A 15936-nucleotide genomic window follows, 5' to 3' on the forward strand; every position below is an offset into this window, starting at 1 on the left:
CGATACGCCGGAGGCGACCGCGCGCCGCTGTGCCCTGATGGAGCGCGCGAGGCGCGGCGAGCTTCGCGCCGTTCGCGAGGAGAGTTTTCCGGAGCTCGTGCATCCGTCGCGGCGCGATGATGCCGATATTCTCAAGCTCGTGCACGCGCAGGATGAGGATGTCGGAATCGAAGGCTATCTGCGGCAGCAGACCGCAATCATCGCACGGGTGGATTCGCGCCCGACGCTGTCGGCCATCAGGTGCCCGACATTGGTGCTGACGGGCGATGCCGACAACACCATTCCGAATGCGTTCTCGAAGGAGATGGCCGACGCCATCGCCGGCGCACGGCTCGTGATCCTCGAGCGCTGCGGACACCTGCCGCAAGCCGAGCAGCCGGAAGCAACAGTGCGGGCGCTGACGGAATGGCTCGGAACCGAGGTTGTCTCGGGGGCGCGAACGGCCTAGATCAGGCGTCAGATATTCGAAGGGATCACGGTCATGCTGCGCGACGACATCAACAATGCAGTCAAGGAGGCCATGAAGGCCAAGGACGAGCGCAAGCTGTCCACGCTGCGCATGGTCAACTCGACCATCAAGAACGCCGACATCGACGCCCGCGGCAACGGCAAGCCGCCGCTGTCGGATGCCGATCTGCTCGGCGTCTTTCAAAAGATGATCAAGCAGCGCCAGGAGTCGGTCGAGCTCTACGAAAAAGGCGGTCGGGCCGAACTCGCCGCCCAGGAGCGCGAGGAGATCGCGGTGATCTCGGCTTATCTGCCGAAGCAGATGGCCGACGACGAGGTCAAGCAGGCGATCGCGGATGCGATCGGCGAGACCGGTGCGGCCGGCATGAAGGACATGGGCAAGGTGATCGCGGTGCTGCGCGCGAAGTACGCGGGACAGATGGATTTCGGTAAGGCCAGTGGCATGGTGAAGGCCGCGCTGTCGGGCTAGGTTCTTACCCTCCCCTGGAGGGGGAGGGTCGATCGCGCGGAGAACCGATCCTCCCCCTCCAGGGGGATGGCACCTTTGTCGCCGCTGCAATCCGGTCTACTCTCTCCCGACAGAAACAATCGGGAGCCAACCGATGACCGCCATCAAGCCCTTCCGCATCGCCATCAGCGACGACATCCTAGCCGACCTCAAGTCGCGCCTCGCCCGCACCCGCTGGCCGGAGGCCGAACTCGTCGATGACTGGAGCCAGGGCGCGCCGCTGAAATGGATCCGGGAGATCTGCACCTACTGGGCTGATGGTTACGACTGGCGTGCGCGCGAGGCAAAGCTCAACCGCTTCGAGCAGTTCACCACCGAGATCGACGGGCTCGACATCCACTTCATCCACGCCCGTTCGAAAGAGCCGTCCGCTCTGCCGCTGATCATCACCCATGGCTGGCCCGGCTCGATCGTCGAATTCCAGAAGGTGATCGCGCCTCTCACCGATCCCGCCGCGCATGGCGGCAATGCCGCGGATGCGTTTCACGTCGTCTGTCCCTCTCTGCCGGGCTTCGGCTTTTCGGCCAAACCCAAGGCGACCGGCTGGGGCGTCGATCGCATCGCCGCGACGTGGGCCAAGCTGATGGAGCGGCTCGGCTATACGCGTTACGGTGCGCAAGGCGGCGATTGGGGTTCGGCGGTGACGACCTCGCTCGGCGCGCAGGATGCGGCGCGCTGCGCCGGCATCCACATCACGCTCGCCTTCAACGCGGCACCTAAGGTCGAGGGCGAGCCGACGGCCGAAGAGAAGCGCGCGCTTGCCGGCCTCAAGCACTATGTCGATCTCGACTCCGGTTACTCCAAGCAGCAGGCGACACGGCCGCAGACGCTCGGCTATGGCCTGACGGATTCGCCGAGCGGGCAGGCGGCCTGGATCCTGGAAAAATTCTGGGCCTGGACCGATTGCAGCGGTCATCCCGAAAATATCTTCACCCGCGACGAGCTGCTCGACAACGTCATGTTCTACTGGGCGACGGAGACGGCGACCTCCTCGGCGCGGCTTTACTGGGAGAGCTTTGGCAAGCGCCGCACCACGCCGGTGGTCAAGGTGCCGACCGGCGTTGCCGCCTTCCCCAAGGAAATCATCACGCCGGTGCGGCGCTGGATGGAGCCGAACTTCCACAACATCACGTATTGGAGCGAGATGGAGAAGGGCGGCCATTTCGCCGCGTTCGAGCAGCCGGAACTGTTCGTGCGCGATGTCAGGAAGTTCTTCGCGACGGTGAGGTGAGCCTCCGCTGTCATTCCGGGCTCGCCCTGCGGTCGCCCCGGAATGACGGCGCGGGGCTTGTCCCGTGCATTTGCGGCTCTAAACTGCGCAATAACAAGACATCGGGAAACGATCCAAGCCATGCTCACCGAAGCCGCTACCTACGACGAGCTCTATCGCAATTTTCGCTGGGACATTCCCGCGCGCTTCAACATGGCGGAAGCGTGCTGCGACCGCCATGCCGATGGCACCGGCCGGCTTGCGCTGATCTATGTCGACGAGAACGGTGCAACGAGCCGCACCTCCTTCGACGAGATCGCCGAGATGTCGCGCCGCTTCGCCAATGTGCTGACGACGGATGGGCTTTCGCGCGGCGACCGCGTCGCGGTGTTCCTGTCGCAGTCGCTGGAATTGCCGATCGCCCATATGGCCGCGTTCCGCGCAGGCCTGATCTCGATCCCGCTGTTCGCGCTGTTTGGCGAGGACGCGCTGGAATTCCGCCTGTCGAATTCGCAGGCAAGGGCCATCATCACCGATGAGGTGGGGTGGGAGAAGCTCACGAATATCCGCGATCGGCTGCCCTATTTGCAGGACATCTATGTCACGAGCGGCGCCGTCCACGCCGGCGCGAAACCTTTCTGGTCGGCGATCGAAACCGCGTCCGAGGACTTCGCGACCGTCGACACGTCCGCCGACGATCCCGCGCTGATCATCTACACCTCGGGCACCACAGGCAACCCGAAGGGCGCGCTGCACGCTCACCGCGTCGTGCTCGGCCATCTCCCGAACGTGGAGATGTGTCACAACTTCCTGCCGCGCCCCGGCGATCTGATGTGGACGCCGGCGGATTGGGCCTGGATCGGCGGCCTCGTCAACGGGCTGCTCGCGTTCTGGTACCACGGCATCCCGCTGGTCGGTCACCGCGCGCGAAAATTCGAGCCGCAGGCGGCGATGCAGATGATGGCCGATCTCGGCGTCCGCAACGTCTTCCTGCCGCCGACGGCGCTGAAGCTGATGCGGCAGGCCGGCGTGAAGCATCCGGGCGTCAAGCTCCGCAGCATCTTTACCGGTGGCGAATCTCTCGGCGGCGAATTGCTGGGCTGGGTGCGCGAGACCTTCGGCATCGACGCGCACGAGGTGTTCGGCCAGACCGAGTGCAATCTCGTGATCGGCAGCAACTCCAACCTGTTTCCGATCCGCCCCGGCGCGATGGGCAAGGCGACGCCCGGTTTCGACGTCCGCATCGTCAACGACAAGGGCGAAGAGCAGAAGCGCGGGCAACGCGGCATCATCGGCGTGCGCCAGCCATGCCCCGTCACCATGCTCGAATATTGGCGCAATCCGGAGGCGACGGCGAAGAAATATGTCGGCGAGTTCCTGCTCACCGGGGATCTCGGCGTGCAGGACGAGGATGGCTATTTCTGGTATGTCAGCCGCGAGGACGACGTCATCACCACCGCGGGCTATCGCGTCGGCCCGTCCGAGATCGAGCATACGCTGATGAAGCATCCCTCGGTGGCCATGGCCGCGGTGGTCGGCATTCCCGATCCGATCCGCACCGAATCGATCAAGGCCTGGATCGTGCTGCGCCCCGGCTTTACCGGCACCGACGCGCTGGCGCGCGAGATCCAGGAATTCGTCAAGGTTCAGCTCGCCGCGCACGAATATCCACGCTTCGTCGCATTCGCCGAAACGCTGCCGATGACGGCGACGGGCAAGGTGCTGCGGCGCGAGCTGCGGGCGAAGGGCTGACTCTCAACGATGGCAAAGACGTCTCAAGCCGCGGGACTTCATCGCGCCTCGCTCGACAAGCTGCACGATCTGGATGCGGCGCTCGAGCTCATGTATTACGGCTGGCGCGGCATGACGCTGCAGGCCGACGAATATCTTGCGAAGCAGGGCCTGTCGCGTCCGCACCACCGCATCCTCTACGTGGTGGCGCGCCGGCCCGATATTGCGATCGGCTCGCTGCTCGAGGTTCTCGGCATTTCCAAGCAAGCCCTCAGCCGGCCGCTCAACCTGCTGCTGGAGCGCAAGCTGCTGACGTCGAAGCGCTCGCCAGAGCAGCATCGCTCCAAGCTGCTGCGCCTGACGGAAGCCGGGCGACGCATCGAGCAGCGGGCCTCGGATCATGAGCGCAAGGTCCTGCGCGAGGCGTTCGATCGCGCCGGGGTGTCGGGGGCGGCGGCGTGGATGGCGGTCATGGAGGCGATCGCCGACCACAATTGACGAAATCTCAAGTCAACGTGGTTGACATGAGAGGCGGGCTTTGCCACTTTCCTCGCCGACGAGCGAGGGGAGGGCCGTGTCATGAGTGCACAGACAATGAATCGCGCAGCCGCCGAGCGGTTCGTCGCGGCATGGTGCGCGAGCTGGTGCAAGGTCGATATCGATGCGGTCGTGGCGCATTTTGCCGAGAATGCGCAGATGCGCAGCCCCCTGGCGCTGACGCTGACCGGCTCTCCTGTCGTGGCCGGCATCGAGAATATCCGCGCCTATTGGCGCAAAGCCTATGGCCACATCGAAAGCGCCGACCTGAAGATCCTGAGCTGGAGCTGGGATGAGGCGATCGCGCGCCTGACGGTGTGGTGGCAGCTCGGCGACACGCGGGCCAGCGAGTTCATGGATTTCGACGATGCCGGCCGCGTCGTCCACAGCGAAGCCTTCTACGGAAAATAATCATGCGCCTCTCGGATATCGTTCTGCTTCTCAACACGCTCTGGTTCGTCGGCGCATTCGTCCAGTTCAGCATTGCCCAGCGCAACACGCTGAAGATATTGCTGCCGCGGGAAGAGCGCGGCAATCCGATCGCGCCGACCCTCGCGGCCAGCGTTGCGTTTCTGGGCGGAATCAATCTGCCCATCGGGCTGTTGTCGTTCTATCTTCTTGCCGTGCGTCCGTCTTTCTTCCAGCCCGTCGAAGCCCAGCTCGCGCTGTTCCTGTTCTTTGCCGCCTGCCATTTCAGCCAGTTCGCCTACAATCTGCCGGTGCTGATGCGCGGAGGCCGGGTCGGGGTGGCGTACTGGCCGGTGCTGAAAGGTCCGATGCTCCGAATCTTCGTCATTGACGCAGGTCTGTTCGCGGCCAATCTCGCCGTGGCGCTCCAGCTGGCGATCGCGTCCTGATCTAGCGCGATGGCTCCGAGAGGGCGGAGCGCAGCATCGCGGCAAGATCCTTTCGCCGGAACGGCTTGGTCAGAATGCGGGCCTCGCCGATCCCGTCGGGTGTCTTGACGGGATTTTGGCTGTAGCCGGAAGTGAAGAGCACCTTGAGCCCGGGCCGCAGCTCGCTTGCTTGCCTCGCAAGCTCGGGCCCGAACATGCCGCCGGGCATCACGACGTCGGTGAACAGCAACTGGACGTCCCCTGGCTGGCGCAGCACATTCAGCGCGGCGGGTCCGTTCGACGTCGCGATGACCCGGTAGCCGAGCGTCCTGAGCTCGTTCTCGACATAGGCGCGCACCATGTCGTCGTCTTCGACGAGAAGAATGGTCTCGTGTCCGGCCTGTGTGACGGTCTGCTCCGCAGGTGGCGAATCCTCGCTCGACGGTGTTGCGAGACGGGGAAAGAAGAGCCTGACGACACTGCCCTGTCCCGGTTCGGACTGCATCTGCACAAGCCCGCCGGACTGTTGTGCAAATCCGTAGACCATGCTCAGGCCGAGGCCGGTCCCCTTGCCGACCTCCTTGGTCGTGAAGAACGGCTCGAAGGCGCGGCTCGCCACTTCGGAGCTCATGCCGCTGCCGGTATCCGTGACGGCGACCATGACGTAGTCGCCGGGCCGCGGCTCGCCGTTGACGTCGAGGTCGGATTCCCCGAGCGAGCTGTTACGGACCTCGACCGTCAGCTTGCCGCCTTCCGGCATCGCGTCGCGCGCGTTGAGTACGAGGTTGAGCACGGCCGTCGTCAACTGGCCGGGGTCGACGCTGGCCGGCCACAGATCCGGTTCGAACGCGAAGCGGCACTCGATGTGCTCGCCCAGGGTCCGACGCAAGAGCTGCTCCATGCCGAGAACTTTCTCGGCGATATCGATCTCGCGCGGCCGGAGCGGCTGCTTGCGTGCGAAGGCGAGCAGGCTCTTGGTCAGGTCGGAACCGCGCTCCGCGGCAGTCGCGATGTCGCCGGCGATCCGGTGCAATTCCTTGTTTCCCGCCAGCCTGTCGGCAAGATGCTCCGAGTTGCCGAGAATGACGGTCAACAGATTGTTGAAATCATGTGCCACGCCGCCGGTGAGCTGGCCCATGGCTTCCATTTTCTGGGATTGGCTGAGCTTATGGCTGAGATCCGCGATCGCGTTGCGCTGCTGCTCGAGCGATTCGGCGGTGCTGTTGAGCAGCGTCATCAATCCGCCGAGCTCGCCGCCCGGATGGGGCTCTGGAATGCGCGCGCTGAGATCGCCGCGTCCCAGTCTCTTTGCCATGACGGCCAGCCGCCTGACCTGTCGTCCGATGCCCACGTTTGTGAGGATCAATAAGCCGGCCAGAAGCAGCAGCAAGGCCACCGCGAGAATTGCTATGTCCTCGTAGAGCCGGCGGTTTGCCGCCGCGACCAGTCCGTCCTTGGACCGTCCGACCAGGATGGTGAGGCCCGCCTTACGGATCGAGGGCGAGCGGGCGACGCCCCAGATCTGCGTGTGGCCCCCGCGGTCGCTGATTTCCAGGAACGGCTCGCCATCGGGTGCTGCCGCGAAGCGAAACAGGTCGGAGCCGGCAATGGACCCGCCCACGGGCACGCTGAAGCCGCCACTCTTGGGGGCGACCAGGACCGTACCCTTGGCGTCGAGGAGCAGGATGTCCTTCTCGGCGAGCAGCCGCTTGTCGTGAAATTCCGCGAATTTGTTCAGGTTGAATGACGCGAGCAGCACGAATTTCAGCGCGCCCGCCTCCGATCGCACGGGATAGGCGATCTGCAGCACTGACAGCCCGGTCAGGCGGCCGAATACCGGCTCCACCGCGACGACGCCTCGAAGATTCTTGACCTGTTTGAAATAGCCGCGGTCGTTCAGGTCGAGCGTGCGGTTGGTCCGCAGCGAATCGCAGAACAGTCTGCCGTCAGGATCGATGGTCAGGATCCCCGTGAACTGCGGGTGTTCTTCACGCACCTCCGACAGAAACGCCGAGCACGCCGCCTTGTCGCGCGTGTCGAGGTCGCGGGCACGGGCGAGACCATAGTGAAGCTGGGCGGTGCCCTGGATCTTCTCGTCCAGATCGCTCGCGATGTCGTCGGCGCTCGCCGCCAAATTGGCCAAGGCCGCGTTGATGTCGCTGGACCTGTTCTGCGCGAAGCGCAGCCCGACGAGGCTCGCCGGCACCAGCATGGCCGCGATGACGAGGATCAGTAACCGGGTACGCAGGCTCATCGGTGGGGCGGTCCGCTCTGGTCATCGCGGGTGTTTGTTCGAAGGTAAAACTTGCGGATTATCGTCTGCTCAGTCCATAGGAATTCGCTCGAAAATCGCACAGAAGATTAAAGAATTCGAGCCGCCTCGCGATCTCCGAGGGGCGGGCGTTGCCGCCTCTTCCCGCGATCCGGCATCAAGTTGCGCCCGCGCGCAGTGGCGCTAATATTGCGCTCTGTGCGCGACGAAAGATCGCGCCGATGTGTGGAGGAAGCTGATGTCCATCTCGGGCAAGGTCGATCCGGTGGTGCGTTCCGTCGCGGCGACCGACATCGCCGAAGCGCTGGTCGAGGGCCTGCGTGATTTCCAGGCCCTGCCGCTTTACGGTCTCGGCTTCGGCGCGCTCTACGCCGCCGGCGGAATCGTCATCATGCTGTGCCTCACCGCCTACGGCATGGTCTATCTGGTCTATCCCCTGGCGGCGGGCTTCGCGCTGATCGGACCGTTCGTGGCGATCGGCCTCTACGAGGTCAGCCGCCGCCGCGAGCTCGGCGAGCCGGTCTCCTTCGGCAAGATCTGGTCCGCCGTACGCTCGCGCAGCGAGATCGGCTGGATGGCGTTCGTCACGTTGTTCGTGTTCGTGGTCTGGATGTACCAGGTGCGGCTTCTGATCGCGCTGCTGCTCGGCCTCAACGCCTCTTTCTCCAGCCTTCAGGAATTCATGACCGTGGTTCTGACTACCAATGAAGGCCTGCTGTTCCTCGGCATTGGCAACGCCGTCGGTGCGGTGCTGTCGCTGCTCCTGTTCTCGCTGACCGTGGTTTCGTTTCCGCTGCTGCTCGACCGCGAGGTCGATTTCGTCACGGCGATGGTGACGAGCGTGCGCGCGGTGGTGACGAGCCCGCTGCCGATGATTTCATGGGCCGCCGTGATCGTGATGCTGCTGATCGTCTCGGCACTGCCGTATTTTCTGGGGCTGATCGTGACGCTGCCGGTGCTCGGGCATGCGACCTGGCATCTCTATCGGCGGCTGGTGGTGCCGGTTTAGCGCGTCCCCTCCGCCCCTTGGGCAGTGCCGTAGGGTGGGCAAGGCGAAGCGTGCCCACGGTTCTGTTGCGATGTTGGGTTGGACGTGGGCACGGCGCAAGTGCGCCTTTGCCCACCCTACGAGACTTCGCACGCCCCGGGACGACGGCGCCCCTACGGCGTCTTGATTCCCATCGCCTTCAGCGCGTCCAGCATCCGCTGCGGCGGCCCCAGCTTCACGACCAGCGGCTTGCCGGTCTCGAGCATGCTCTTGAGGCTGGAGAGGATCGCTGGCCAGCCCGAGCGGCCACCGGCGAGGATGTCGTCGCTGAGCGGGCGATCGTGGCCCTCGCTCATCGTCAGCCGTACCGCATCGCCGACCTGTTCGATCTCGTAAGTCACGAGCGTTGGGCCGAGCTTCTCGATCAGCTCCGGCCAGTTGACGTTGAACGTGACCGCGAGCTTTCGCGGCGGATCGTAGGCGAGAACCTCGCCGCTGATGTGCAGCGCGCCGTCGGGCGTGCGCACGATGAACGAGCCGCCAAGGCGCGGCTCGACCGCCACTTCATTGCCGAAGAAGTACAGTTTGCTGAACTCCGCCGAGGTCAGCGCTTCCCACACCTTCTCCGGCGTGGAGGCGATGTAGATGGTGTAGACCGTCAGCGGCTTGAATTGAGCGAGGTTCATTTTGCGTCGAATCCCTTGTTGAGGGCTGCGCGCGGGATGCCGAGCAGCTTGCCGGTCTCGAGCAGGCTCTTGAGCTGGGACAGGATCGCCGGCCAGCCGTTGGAGACGGCGCCGAGATATTTGCCGCCCTCGACGAAGCCGTCATGCAGCACGGTCAAACGCACGAGCGAGCCGAACGGTTCGATGGTGAAGACGACGCGCGAGATCGGCTCGCCCCGGAGCTCTTCGAACTTGTGGTGCTTGAAACTGTAGGACAGGCGCCGCGGCGGATCGGCTTCCAGGATCTCGCCGGCATCCGTGACCTCGCCGTCCAGCAGGAGCGCGAAGGGCGAGCCGATCTTCCAGTCCGACCTGACCTCGGCGCCGAACCAGTATTGCCTGGTGAACTCGCTCGACGTCAGCGCCTCCCACAGTTTTTCCGGAGTGGTCTCGATATAGCTCACATAGACGAATTGCGGCTTACTCATCGCGCTTCTCCAACTTACGTTTCAACTCGCCGAGCGCGGCGAGCTTGCCGCGCTCGAACTTCTTGATCCAGCGTTCTCCGATCTGATGGATCGGCACTGGATTGAGGTAGTGCAGCTTCTCGCGGCCATGCCTGATGGCGGTGACCAGATTGGCCTCCTCCAAAATCGAGAGGTGCTTGGTCACGGCCTGCCGCGTCATCGCAAGGTCCTCGCAGAGCTCGTTCAGCGTCTGGCCGTTCCTGGCGTGAAGCCGGTCCAACAGCGAGCGTCGTGATGCATCGGCGAGCGCTTTGAAGACCTCATCCATGGCAATGATAATAGGCAACCAAATGGTTGCATGTCAAGCGAGTGTCATTCCGGAAACCGCGCAACGGTTATCCGGAATCTCGAGATTCCGGGTTCGACGCCACGCGTCGCCCCGGAATGACGGGCCGAGAAATCGTGTCTTTGGCGCGCGCAATCGACCGTGCTAGCTTTTCATCTCAGCCAACGCAGATTGGTTCCGGGAGGACTTTCATGTTCCGTCGCGTTTTTCTTGCTGCCGCCCTCGTTCTTTTCGCTTGCAGCACCGCGGCCAACGCGCAGAAGCAAACCGTCGGCGCGCCGCCTGAAGCGTCCAACATGAAGCTCGTCGGCATGAGCGACCTCCAGGCCCGCAGCGCCTATCAGCCAACCATTCATCACCAGGGCAACCGCTGGATCGCCTATATCGGCCATCACGGCGGCACCGACGACGTGCCTGCGCCCGTCAACCCGATGACGGGCAACGCCGAGCCGAACGGAACGTCCATCGTCGACGTCACCGATCCCGCGCGCCCGAAATATCTGCGGCACCTGCCGGGGCAGGAGGGCAAGTACGAATCCGGCGGCGCGCAGATGGTGCGGGTCTGCGACGGCAAGGCGTTGCCGAAGGGGGATCCCAACGCGGTCTACATGCTCAGGACCTTCGGCAGCGAGGCGCATGAGATCTGGAACGTCACCGACCCCGCCAGTCCGGTGCTCATCACGCGCATCGGCGGCTTGAAGGATACGCACAAGAGCTGGTGGGAATGCGACACCGGCATTGCCTATCTCGTCTCGGGCGCGCCGGACTGGCGCACGCGGCGCATGACGCAGATCTATGATCTCTCCGATCCCGCGCATCCGCAGAAGATCCGCGACTTTGGCCTGCCGGGTCAGGAGCCCGGTTCGACCGGTGCGGTGCCGACCGAATTGCACGGGCCGATCTCGACCGGCCCCGATGGCAACCGCGTCTATTTCGGCTATGGCACCAACAAAGGCGGCATTTTGCAGATCGTCGATCGCGACAAGCTCTTGAACGGAGCAAAGGAGCCGACGGCGGACAATCTGCGCTATCCCGAGATTTCGCGCCTGCCGATATCCGCCTTCAACGGCGCTCACACCACGTTCCCGATGCTCGACATGCCCATCGCCGAGTTCGCCGAGGACAAGGACGGCAAGACCCGCGACATCGTCATGATCGTGAATGAAGCCATCCTCAACGAATGCGGCGAGGCGCGGCAGATGGTGTGGTTCGCCGACGTCACCACCGAAACGCGGCCGATGATGATCTCGAGCTACACCGTGCCGGAAGCGAGCGGGCAGTTCTGCCAGCGCGGCGGCCGCTTCGGCTCGCATTCCTCGAGCGAGAGCACGGCGCCGGTCTATTACAAGAAGATGGCCTTCATCGCCTTCTTCAATGCCGGGGTGCGCGCGCTCGACATCCGCGATCCCTATCACCCCAAGGAGGTCGGCTACTTCATTCCGTCGATCACTGCGGCCACCGACAAGCGTTGCATCCCGATCGAGGGTGGCGAGCGCTGCAAGGTTGCGATCCAGACCAACAATGTCGAGACCGACGATCGCGGCTACATCTATATCGTCGACCGCGCCAATACCGGCTTGCACATCCTTGAGCTGACGGGACCGGCGCGCACTGTGGCCGGCCTGCCGAAGAACTGAGGATGCGCCGCGGGGCCACGATCTCCCCATTCTCCGCTGTCATCACCCGCGAAAGCGGGTGGGGCGTAGCCGTTGCGCTCATCCGTCTTCCGTTCCCGCCCGTCCCATGCATTAATACCTCCGAACCGCTTTCAGCCGAGTCCCCATCATGTCCATGCAAGCCTACCTTGCCTTCCTCGCTGCCTGCATCGCGCTGGCGCTGCTGCCGGGCCCGATCGTCACCCTCGTCATCGCCAACGGCCTGCGCCACGGCACGCGTGCCGCGCTCACCAACGTTGCCGGTGCGCAAGCCGGGCTTGCCATCGTCATCGGCATCGTCGCGGTCGGCCTGACCTCGCTGATGGCGACCATGGGCTACTGGTTCGACTGGGTGCGCTTTGCCGGCGCCGCTTATCTGGTCTGGCTCGGCATCAAGCTGATCTGGGCGCCGGTCGAGGGCGTCGATGTCGACGCACCGCCTCCGCCGCCGCGCGGCGGCTTCTTCCTGCAGGGGTTTTTGGTGCTGCTGTCGAACCCGAAAGTGCTGGTGTTCTTCGGCGCCTTCATCCCGCAGTTCATGGACATGAACCAGCCGCACTTTCCGCAGGTCGCGCTGCTGGGCGCGACCTTCATGGTCACCGCTGTGATGACGGACGCGCTCTACGCCATCGCCGCCGGGCGCGCGCGGAAATTCTTCTCGGCGCGCCGCACGCGCCTGATGTCGCGCATCTCCGGCGGCTTCATGATCGGCGGCGGCGTCTGGCTGGCGCTGACGCGGGCGAAATAACCTTGCTCCCAGCCGGCCTGGCTTGAACCCTTCGCGGCGGCAAAGCGTCCAATCGGGCATTGCCGCTGACGAAGGATTTTGGCCGTGCCCGATCTGCCCTGGTTCGTCTACGCGATGCTGCTCGCGCCGCTCGGGCTGCTATTGGTCGCCGCAATCGTCAAGACCTGGCAGGTGCGCGAGGCGCGCAACTGGCCGCAAGCGCCGGGCAAGGTCGTCACCTCGGTTGCTGAGGTGCGCGAGATCAGGGTCTCGGACAGCGACCGCGAGGACGGCTATCGCCTCGAGAAACGCAATTTTGCGAACGTGACTTACGAATATGCGGTCGGCAGCCGCAAGCTGCGCTGTAACCGCATCTCGATCGGCGAGGATCTCGGCAATTTCGAGGTCGCCGAGCAACTCGCAAAGTATCCTGCCGGCAGCGTCGTCACCGTCTACTACAATCCACGCCATCCCGATCAGGCCGTGCTCGAGCGCGACTTGCCCAAGGGGTTGTGGGGCTGCCTCGGCATCGGCACGGCGATCGTGCTTGGCATCGTGTTCGGCTCGGCGTTCGGGCTCAACCAGATTTATGCATACCTCGCGCACCACATCGCCCGGCCCGATCTCGCCGGCCTCGCCGTCGGCCTCGGCGCGTTCGGCCTCGTCATCGCGCTGATGGGGTATGGGGTGCGACGCCAGGCGTCGATGGCGGCACGCTGGCCGGTGGTGCGGGGCACGATCAAGCTGTCGGCACTCGAGCATTATTACGAGGCCAGCGAGCCGGGCGAGCGCCGCGGCACCGAGATGTTCGGCAAGCGCGTGACCTACACCTATCGCTATCAGAACGTCAGCTACACCAATGAATGCGCGCGCGTCGCGGCCGGGACGTCCGATGCGATGCTGAGGAAGCTCACGGCGCGCTACCAGGACGGCGCAACGGTCGAGGTGCGCGTCAATCCCGACAACCCGGCCGAGGCAACGATCGATGCAAACGGCGCCGGACGCATCGCCTGGCTGCTGTGGGGCATCGCCGGCATCTTCGCCGCGCTCGCGCTGTTCGTCGCGACGCGGGGCTAATCGACCGACAGTTCGGCCCTCAGCTCCGTCTGGATCGCCGCAAAAATCCTTGCCAGCCGTTCGGCCCATTGCTGCTGGCCGGACTGGTCGGCGATGAGATCCTGCCGGATCTCGATGCCGGTGTTGACGAGGCCGCGCGCCTCGCCGTGCACGGGAATGGTGTAGTCGGTGAGGTCGTTCACCGCATAGGGCTCGTTGTCGCCGACGACGAGATCGCTCTCGATGCGAAGATGCTTCAACAGCAGCTGCGGCAGCACGGTGTCGCGGTTGTACAGCGCGCCGATGTGCCAGGGGCGCGCGACGCCGGCATAAACAGGCGTGAAGCTGTGCAGCGACACCAGCACCGTCGGCTGCCCGGCGTGCAGGCGGCGGCTGATCGCGGCATCGATGCGATCATGATAGGGCTCGAAGATCTCACTCCGCCGCGCCTCGCGCTCCCATTCCGAAATCCCTTCGTTGCCCGGGATCGCGGTGGCTTCGGAGATGACCGGGATCGAGCTTACTGCTTCGGGCGGGCGGTTGCAGTCGATCACGAGCCGCGAATAGCGCTGCGCGATCAGATGCGCATCCAGCAGCTTGGCGAGCCGCTCGGCGACGCCGGCGATGCCGATGTCCCAGGCGATGTGCCGCGTCATCTCGGCCTCAGTGACGCCGAGGTCGCCGAGCGCGCGCGGCAGCACCCGCCCGTAATGATCCGCGGTGAGCAGGAAGGGCGATGTCGCTTGCGGATTCACCTCATGCACGGGGGGAATGTCGCCCGCGCCGAGCAGTTGATCTGTCGCCTCGGTGGTGTGCTGGTCCATCCTGATTGCCTATGAAACGATAATTTGTGTAAACGGAGTAATGATATTGCACCGACGTCGCAACGTTAGAACAGCATGACCTCCGATCGCCTCTTCGTCTACGGCACCCTGATGCGCGGCTTCGACCATCCGATGGCGCGGCTGCTGGCGGGGCATGCGGATTTTCTGGGGGATGCGACCTGCCGCGGCCGGCTCGTTCTGGTGAAGCATTATCCGGGATTGCTGCTGTCGGAGGCGGCCTCCGACATCGTCCATGGCGAACTCTTTCGGATGCGCGTGCCCGACGAATTGCTGGGCGAGCTCGACATGTACGAGGCCTGCGGCGAAGGCTTTCCCGAGCCGACCGAATATCTGCGCCGGCTGATCGACGTGACGCGGCCGGATGGCGTCACGGAGAAGGCCTGGACCTATGTCTACAACTGGCCTGTCACCGACCTGCCGCACATCGAGTCCGGGCGCTTCCTGGAGCACTAAGCCGACAGCACTTCTTTCACCACGCGCACGTCGACTTCGTGCTCGACGTAACCCCACTCCTCGGTCTGCCTGAGCATCGCGACCAGCTCCTCGAACAGCGAGGTGTCCGCGGGGGCGAATTCGAACCAGGTCAGGAAGTCGAAGGGGCCGCCGAGGTCGCGGCAATGATAGAGCTGGCGCGCGATGGCGGGCAGGAAGCGAAGACTGCTCGCGATGTGGTGCGATCTGTCCTCGAAAATCTTGCGCCGCTCTTCCTGCGTCAGCTCCCACCAGGCCTGCGACTTGCGGATCGGGATCAGTGCCGCGCTGGTGGCCTCCACCCGGCCGAGCCCGGCCTGCACGGCCACGAGCTGCTGCTTCTCAGGCCGTTCGGTGTAGCGCAAGCTGCTGGCGACGCCGACCAGCCGCCAGGCATTGCGCGAGGGCACGAGCGGCAACGCAATGGCCTCGCTGTCGGTGACCGACAACGCCGGCATGAAGGGCAGGGGCTCGCCCGTCACTGCAGACATCGAGGTGACGCGCCAACCCCCGCTATGGCCGCCTCGAAAGGTCCTGAACATGGCGCTATGGAAGCGTGGAACCGGGCGCGGTTCAAGCTTTTCCGCTTCCCCGTCCCGTCATCCTGAGGCGCGAGTGGTGCGATGCTAAGCATCGCGCCGGAAGCCTCGAAGGATGAACGGCCGAGCTGTTTCGGTGGGGTAACAGCCGGGCCGTCGCCCTTCGAGCTCGCCGAAGGGGCGAGCACCTCAGGGTGACGGGACGGACTAAGGGGCCTGTGAACAGCGCGCATAATCCTGACAAACCTAACTTTTAGGCCCGTCGTCCCTATATCCCTGATCCCCAGCCCGACTCACCCCGGTTCGCGCTACACAGGCCCCATGCGCTTCACACCCCAATTCCTCGACGAGCTTCGTGCCCGGCTTTCGGTTTCCGAAGTCGTGGGCAAGCGCGTGAAGTTGAAGAAGGCGGGTCGGGAGTGGAAGGGGCTGTCGCCGTTCCAGCAGGAAAAGACGCCGTCCTTCTACGTCAACGACCAGAAGGGTTTTTACCACGACTTCTCCTCCGGCAAGCACGGCGACATCATCAGCTTCGTGATGGAGACCGACGGCCTGCCGTTCGCCGAGGCCGTGGAGCGGCTCGCCAGCATGGCCGGCCTGGCGCTGCCGGCGGTG

General features: G+C 64.4%; 19 protein-coding genes. 13 read left to right on the plus strand and 6 right to left on the minus strand.

Annotated features, from left to right (window positions below; all coding sequences use genetic code 11):
• The 7 genes from MOV75_RS08445 to MOV75_RS08475 form a co-directional block, all read left to right on the plus strand.
• Nucleotides 1–448, plus strand: a 448-nt coding sequence (locus MOV75_RS08445; RefSeq protein ID WP_247005348.1) for an alpha/beta fold hydrolase, incomplete at its 5' end; no start/stop codon positions are given.
• A 33-nt stretch (nt 449–481) separates the two neighbouring features.
• The gene (locus tag MOV75_RS08450; protein ID WP_246918766.1) at nt 482–937 is read left to right on the plus strand and encodes a GatB/YqeY domain-containing protein; all 456 of its coding nucleotides are present in this window, start codon (nt 482–484) and stop codon (nt 935–937) included.
• A 133-nt stretch (nt 938–1070) separates the two neighbouring features.
• Nucleotides 1071–2207, plus strand: coding sequence for an epoxide hydrolase family protein (locus MOV75_RS08455; protein WP_246918768.1), 1137 nt, complete (start codon nt 1071–1073; stop codon nt 2205–2207).
• Between the two features lie 120 nt (nt 2208–2327).
• On the plus strand, nt 2328–3938 hold the full coding sequence (locus MOV75_RS08460; RefSeq protein ID WP_246918770.1) for an acyl-CoA synthetase: 1611 nt from the start codon (nt 2328–2330) through the stop codon (nt 3936–3938).
• A gap of 9 nt (nt 3939–3947) precedes the next feature.
• Nucleotides 3948–4415 carry a MarR family transcriptional regulator gene (locus tag MOV75_RS08465; protein ID WP_246918772.1) on the plus strand — a complete coding sequence of 156 codons (468 nt, stop codon included), beginning with the start codon at nt 3948–3950 and terminating at the stop codon, nt 4413–4415.
• Between the two features lie 81 nt (nt 4416–4496).
• Nucleotides 4497–4865 carry a nuclear transport factor 2 family protein gene (locus tag MOV75_RS08470; protein ID WP_246918774.1) on the plus strand — a complete coding sequence of 123 codons (369 nt, stop codon included), beginning with the start codon at nt 4497–4499 and terminating at the stop codon, nt 4863–4865.
• A 2-nt stretch (nt 4866–4867) separates the two neighbouring features.
• On the plus strand, nt 4868–5311 hold the full coding sequence (locus tag MOV75_RS08475) for a hypothetical protein (RefSeq protein WP_246918776.1): 444 nt from the start codon (nt 4868–4870) through the stop codon (nt 5309–5311).
• 1 nt (nt 5312) lies between these two features.
• Here MOV75_RS08475 and MOV75_RS08480 read toward each other — a convergent pair whose 3' ends face one another.
• Nucleotides 5313–7544, minus strand: coding sequence for an ATP-binding protein (locus MOV75_RS08480; RefSeq protein ID WP_246918778.1), 2232 nt, complete (start codon nt 7542–7544; stop codon nt 5313–5315).
• A gap of 256 nt (nt 7545–7800) precedes the next feature.
• Here MOV75_RS08480 and MOV75_RS08485 point away from each other — a divergent pair, with 256 nt between their 5' ends.
• Nucleotides 7801–8571: a DUF2189 domain-containing protein gene (locus MOV75_RS08485; RefSeq protein WP_246918780.1), complete on the plus strand. Its 771-nt coding sequence runs from the start codon at nt 7801–7803 to the stop codon at nt 8569–8571.
• A 152-nt stretch (nt 8572–8723) separates the two neighbouring features.
• Here MOV75_RS08485 and MOV75_RS08490 read toward each other — a convergent pair whose 3' ends face one another.
• The 3 genes from MOV75_RS08490 to MOV75_RS08500 are packed head-to-tail and all read right to left on the minus strand — an operon-like array spanning nt 8724 to nt 10010.
• On the minus strand, nt 8724–9236 hold the full coding sequence (locus tag MOV75_RS08490; protein WP_246918782.1) for an SRPBCC family protein: 513 nt from the start codon (nt 9234–9236) through the stop codon (nt 8724–8726).
• On the minus strand, nt 9233–9703 hold the full coding sequence (locus MOV75_RS08495; RefSeq protein WP_246918784.1) for an SRPBCC family protein: 471 nt from the start codon (nt 9701–9703) through the stop codon (nt 9233–9235). The genes MOV75_RS08490 and MOV75_RS08495 overlap by 4 nt, the downstream gene beginning before the upstream one ends.
• On the minus strand, nt 9696–10010 hold the full coding sequence (locus MOV75_RS08500; protein ID WP_247005350.1) for a helix-turn-helix transcriptional regulator: 315 nt from the start codon (nt 10008–10010) through the stop codon (nt 9696–9698). The genes MOV75_RS08495 and MOV75_RS08500 overlap by 8 nt, the downstream gene beginning before the upstream one ends.
• Before the next feature lie 209 nt (nt 10011–10219).
• On the opposite strand from MOV75_RS08500, the gene MOV75_RS08505 reads away from it, so the two are divergent.
• The 3 genes from MOV75_RS08505 (at nt 10220) to MOV75_RS08515 (ending at nt 13487) form a co-directional block, all read left to right on the plus strand.
• Nucleotides 10220–11665, plus strand: a complete 1446-nt coding sequence (locus MOV75_RS08505; protein WP_247005353.1) for an LVIVD repeat-containing protein — start codon at nt 10220–10222, stop codon at nt 11663–11665.
• 148 nt (nt 11666–11813) lie between these two features.
• Nucleotides 11814–12431 (plus strand): LysE family translocator, encoded by a 618-nt coding sequence (locus MOV75_RS08510; protein WP_246918791.1) that lies wholly within the window; start codon nt 11814–11816, stop codon nt 12429–12431.
• 84 nt (nt 12432–12515) lie between these two features.
• Nucleotides 12516–13487 (plus strand): DUF3592 domain-containing protein, encoded by a 972-nt coding sequence (locus tag MOV75_RS08515; RefSeq protein ID WP_247005355.1) that lies wholly within the window; start codon nt 12516–12518, stop codon nt 13485–13487.
• Here MOV75_RS08515 and MOV75_RS08520 read toward each other — a convergent pair.
• Nucleotides 13484–14290: an N-formylglutamate amidohydrolase gene (locus MOV75_RS08520; RefSeq protein WP_247005357.1), complete on the minus strand. Its 807-nt coding sequence runs from the start codon at nt 14288–14290 to the stop codon at nt 13484–13486. The genes MOV75_RS08515 and MOV75_RS08520 overlap by 4 nt on opposite strands.
• Nucleotides 14291–14365: 75 nt before the next feature.
• On the opposite strand from MOV75_RS08520, the gene MOV75_RS08525 reads away from it, so the two are divergent.
• Entirely contained in the window at nt 14366–14764 is a 399-nt protein-coding gene (locus tag MOV75_RS08525) for a gamma-glutamylcyclotransferase (RefSeq protein ID WP_247005359.1), read from the plus strand.
• On the opposite strand, the gene MOV75_RS08530 is transcribed toward MOV75_RS08525, so the two are convergent.
• Nucleotides 14761–15324 carry a chlorite dismutase family protein gene (locus MOV75_RS08530; RefSeq protein ID WP_247005361.1) on the minus strand — a complete coding sequence of 188 codons (564 nt, stop codon included), beginning with the start codon at nt 15322–15324 and terminating at the stop codon, nt 14761–14763. The genes MOV75_RS08525 and MOV75_RS08530 overlap by 4 nt on opposite strands.
• A 318-nt stretch (nt 15325–15642) precedes the next feature.
• On the opposite strand from MOV75_RS08530, the gene MOV75_RS08535 reads away from it, so the two are divergent.
• On the plus strand, nt 15643–15936 hold a 294-nt coding region (locus MOV75_RS08535), incomplete at its 3' end, for a CHC2 zinc finger domain-containing protein (RefSeq protein WP_247005363.1).

This window comes from Bradyrhizobium sp. PRIMUS42 (assembly GCF_023006515.1).
Lineage (GTDB): Bacteria > Pseudomonadota > Alphaproteobacteria > Rhizobiales > Xanthobacteraceae > Bradyrhizobium.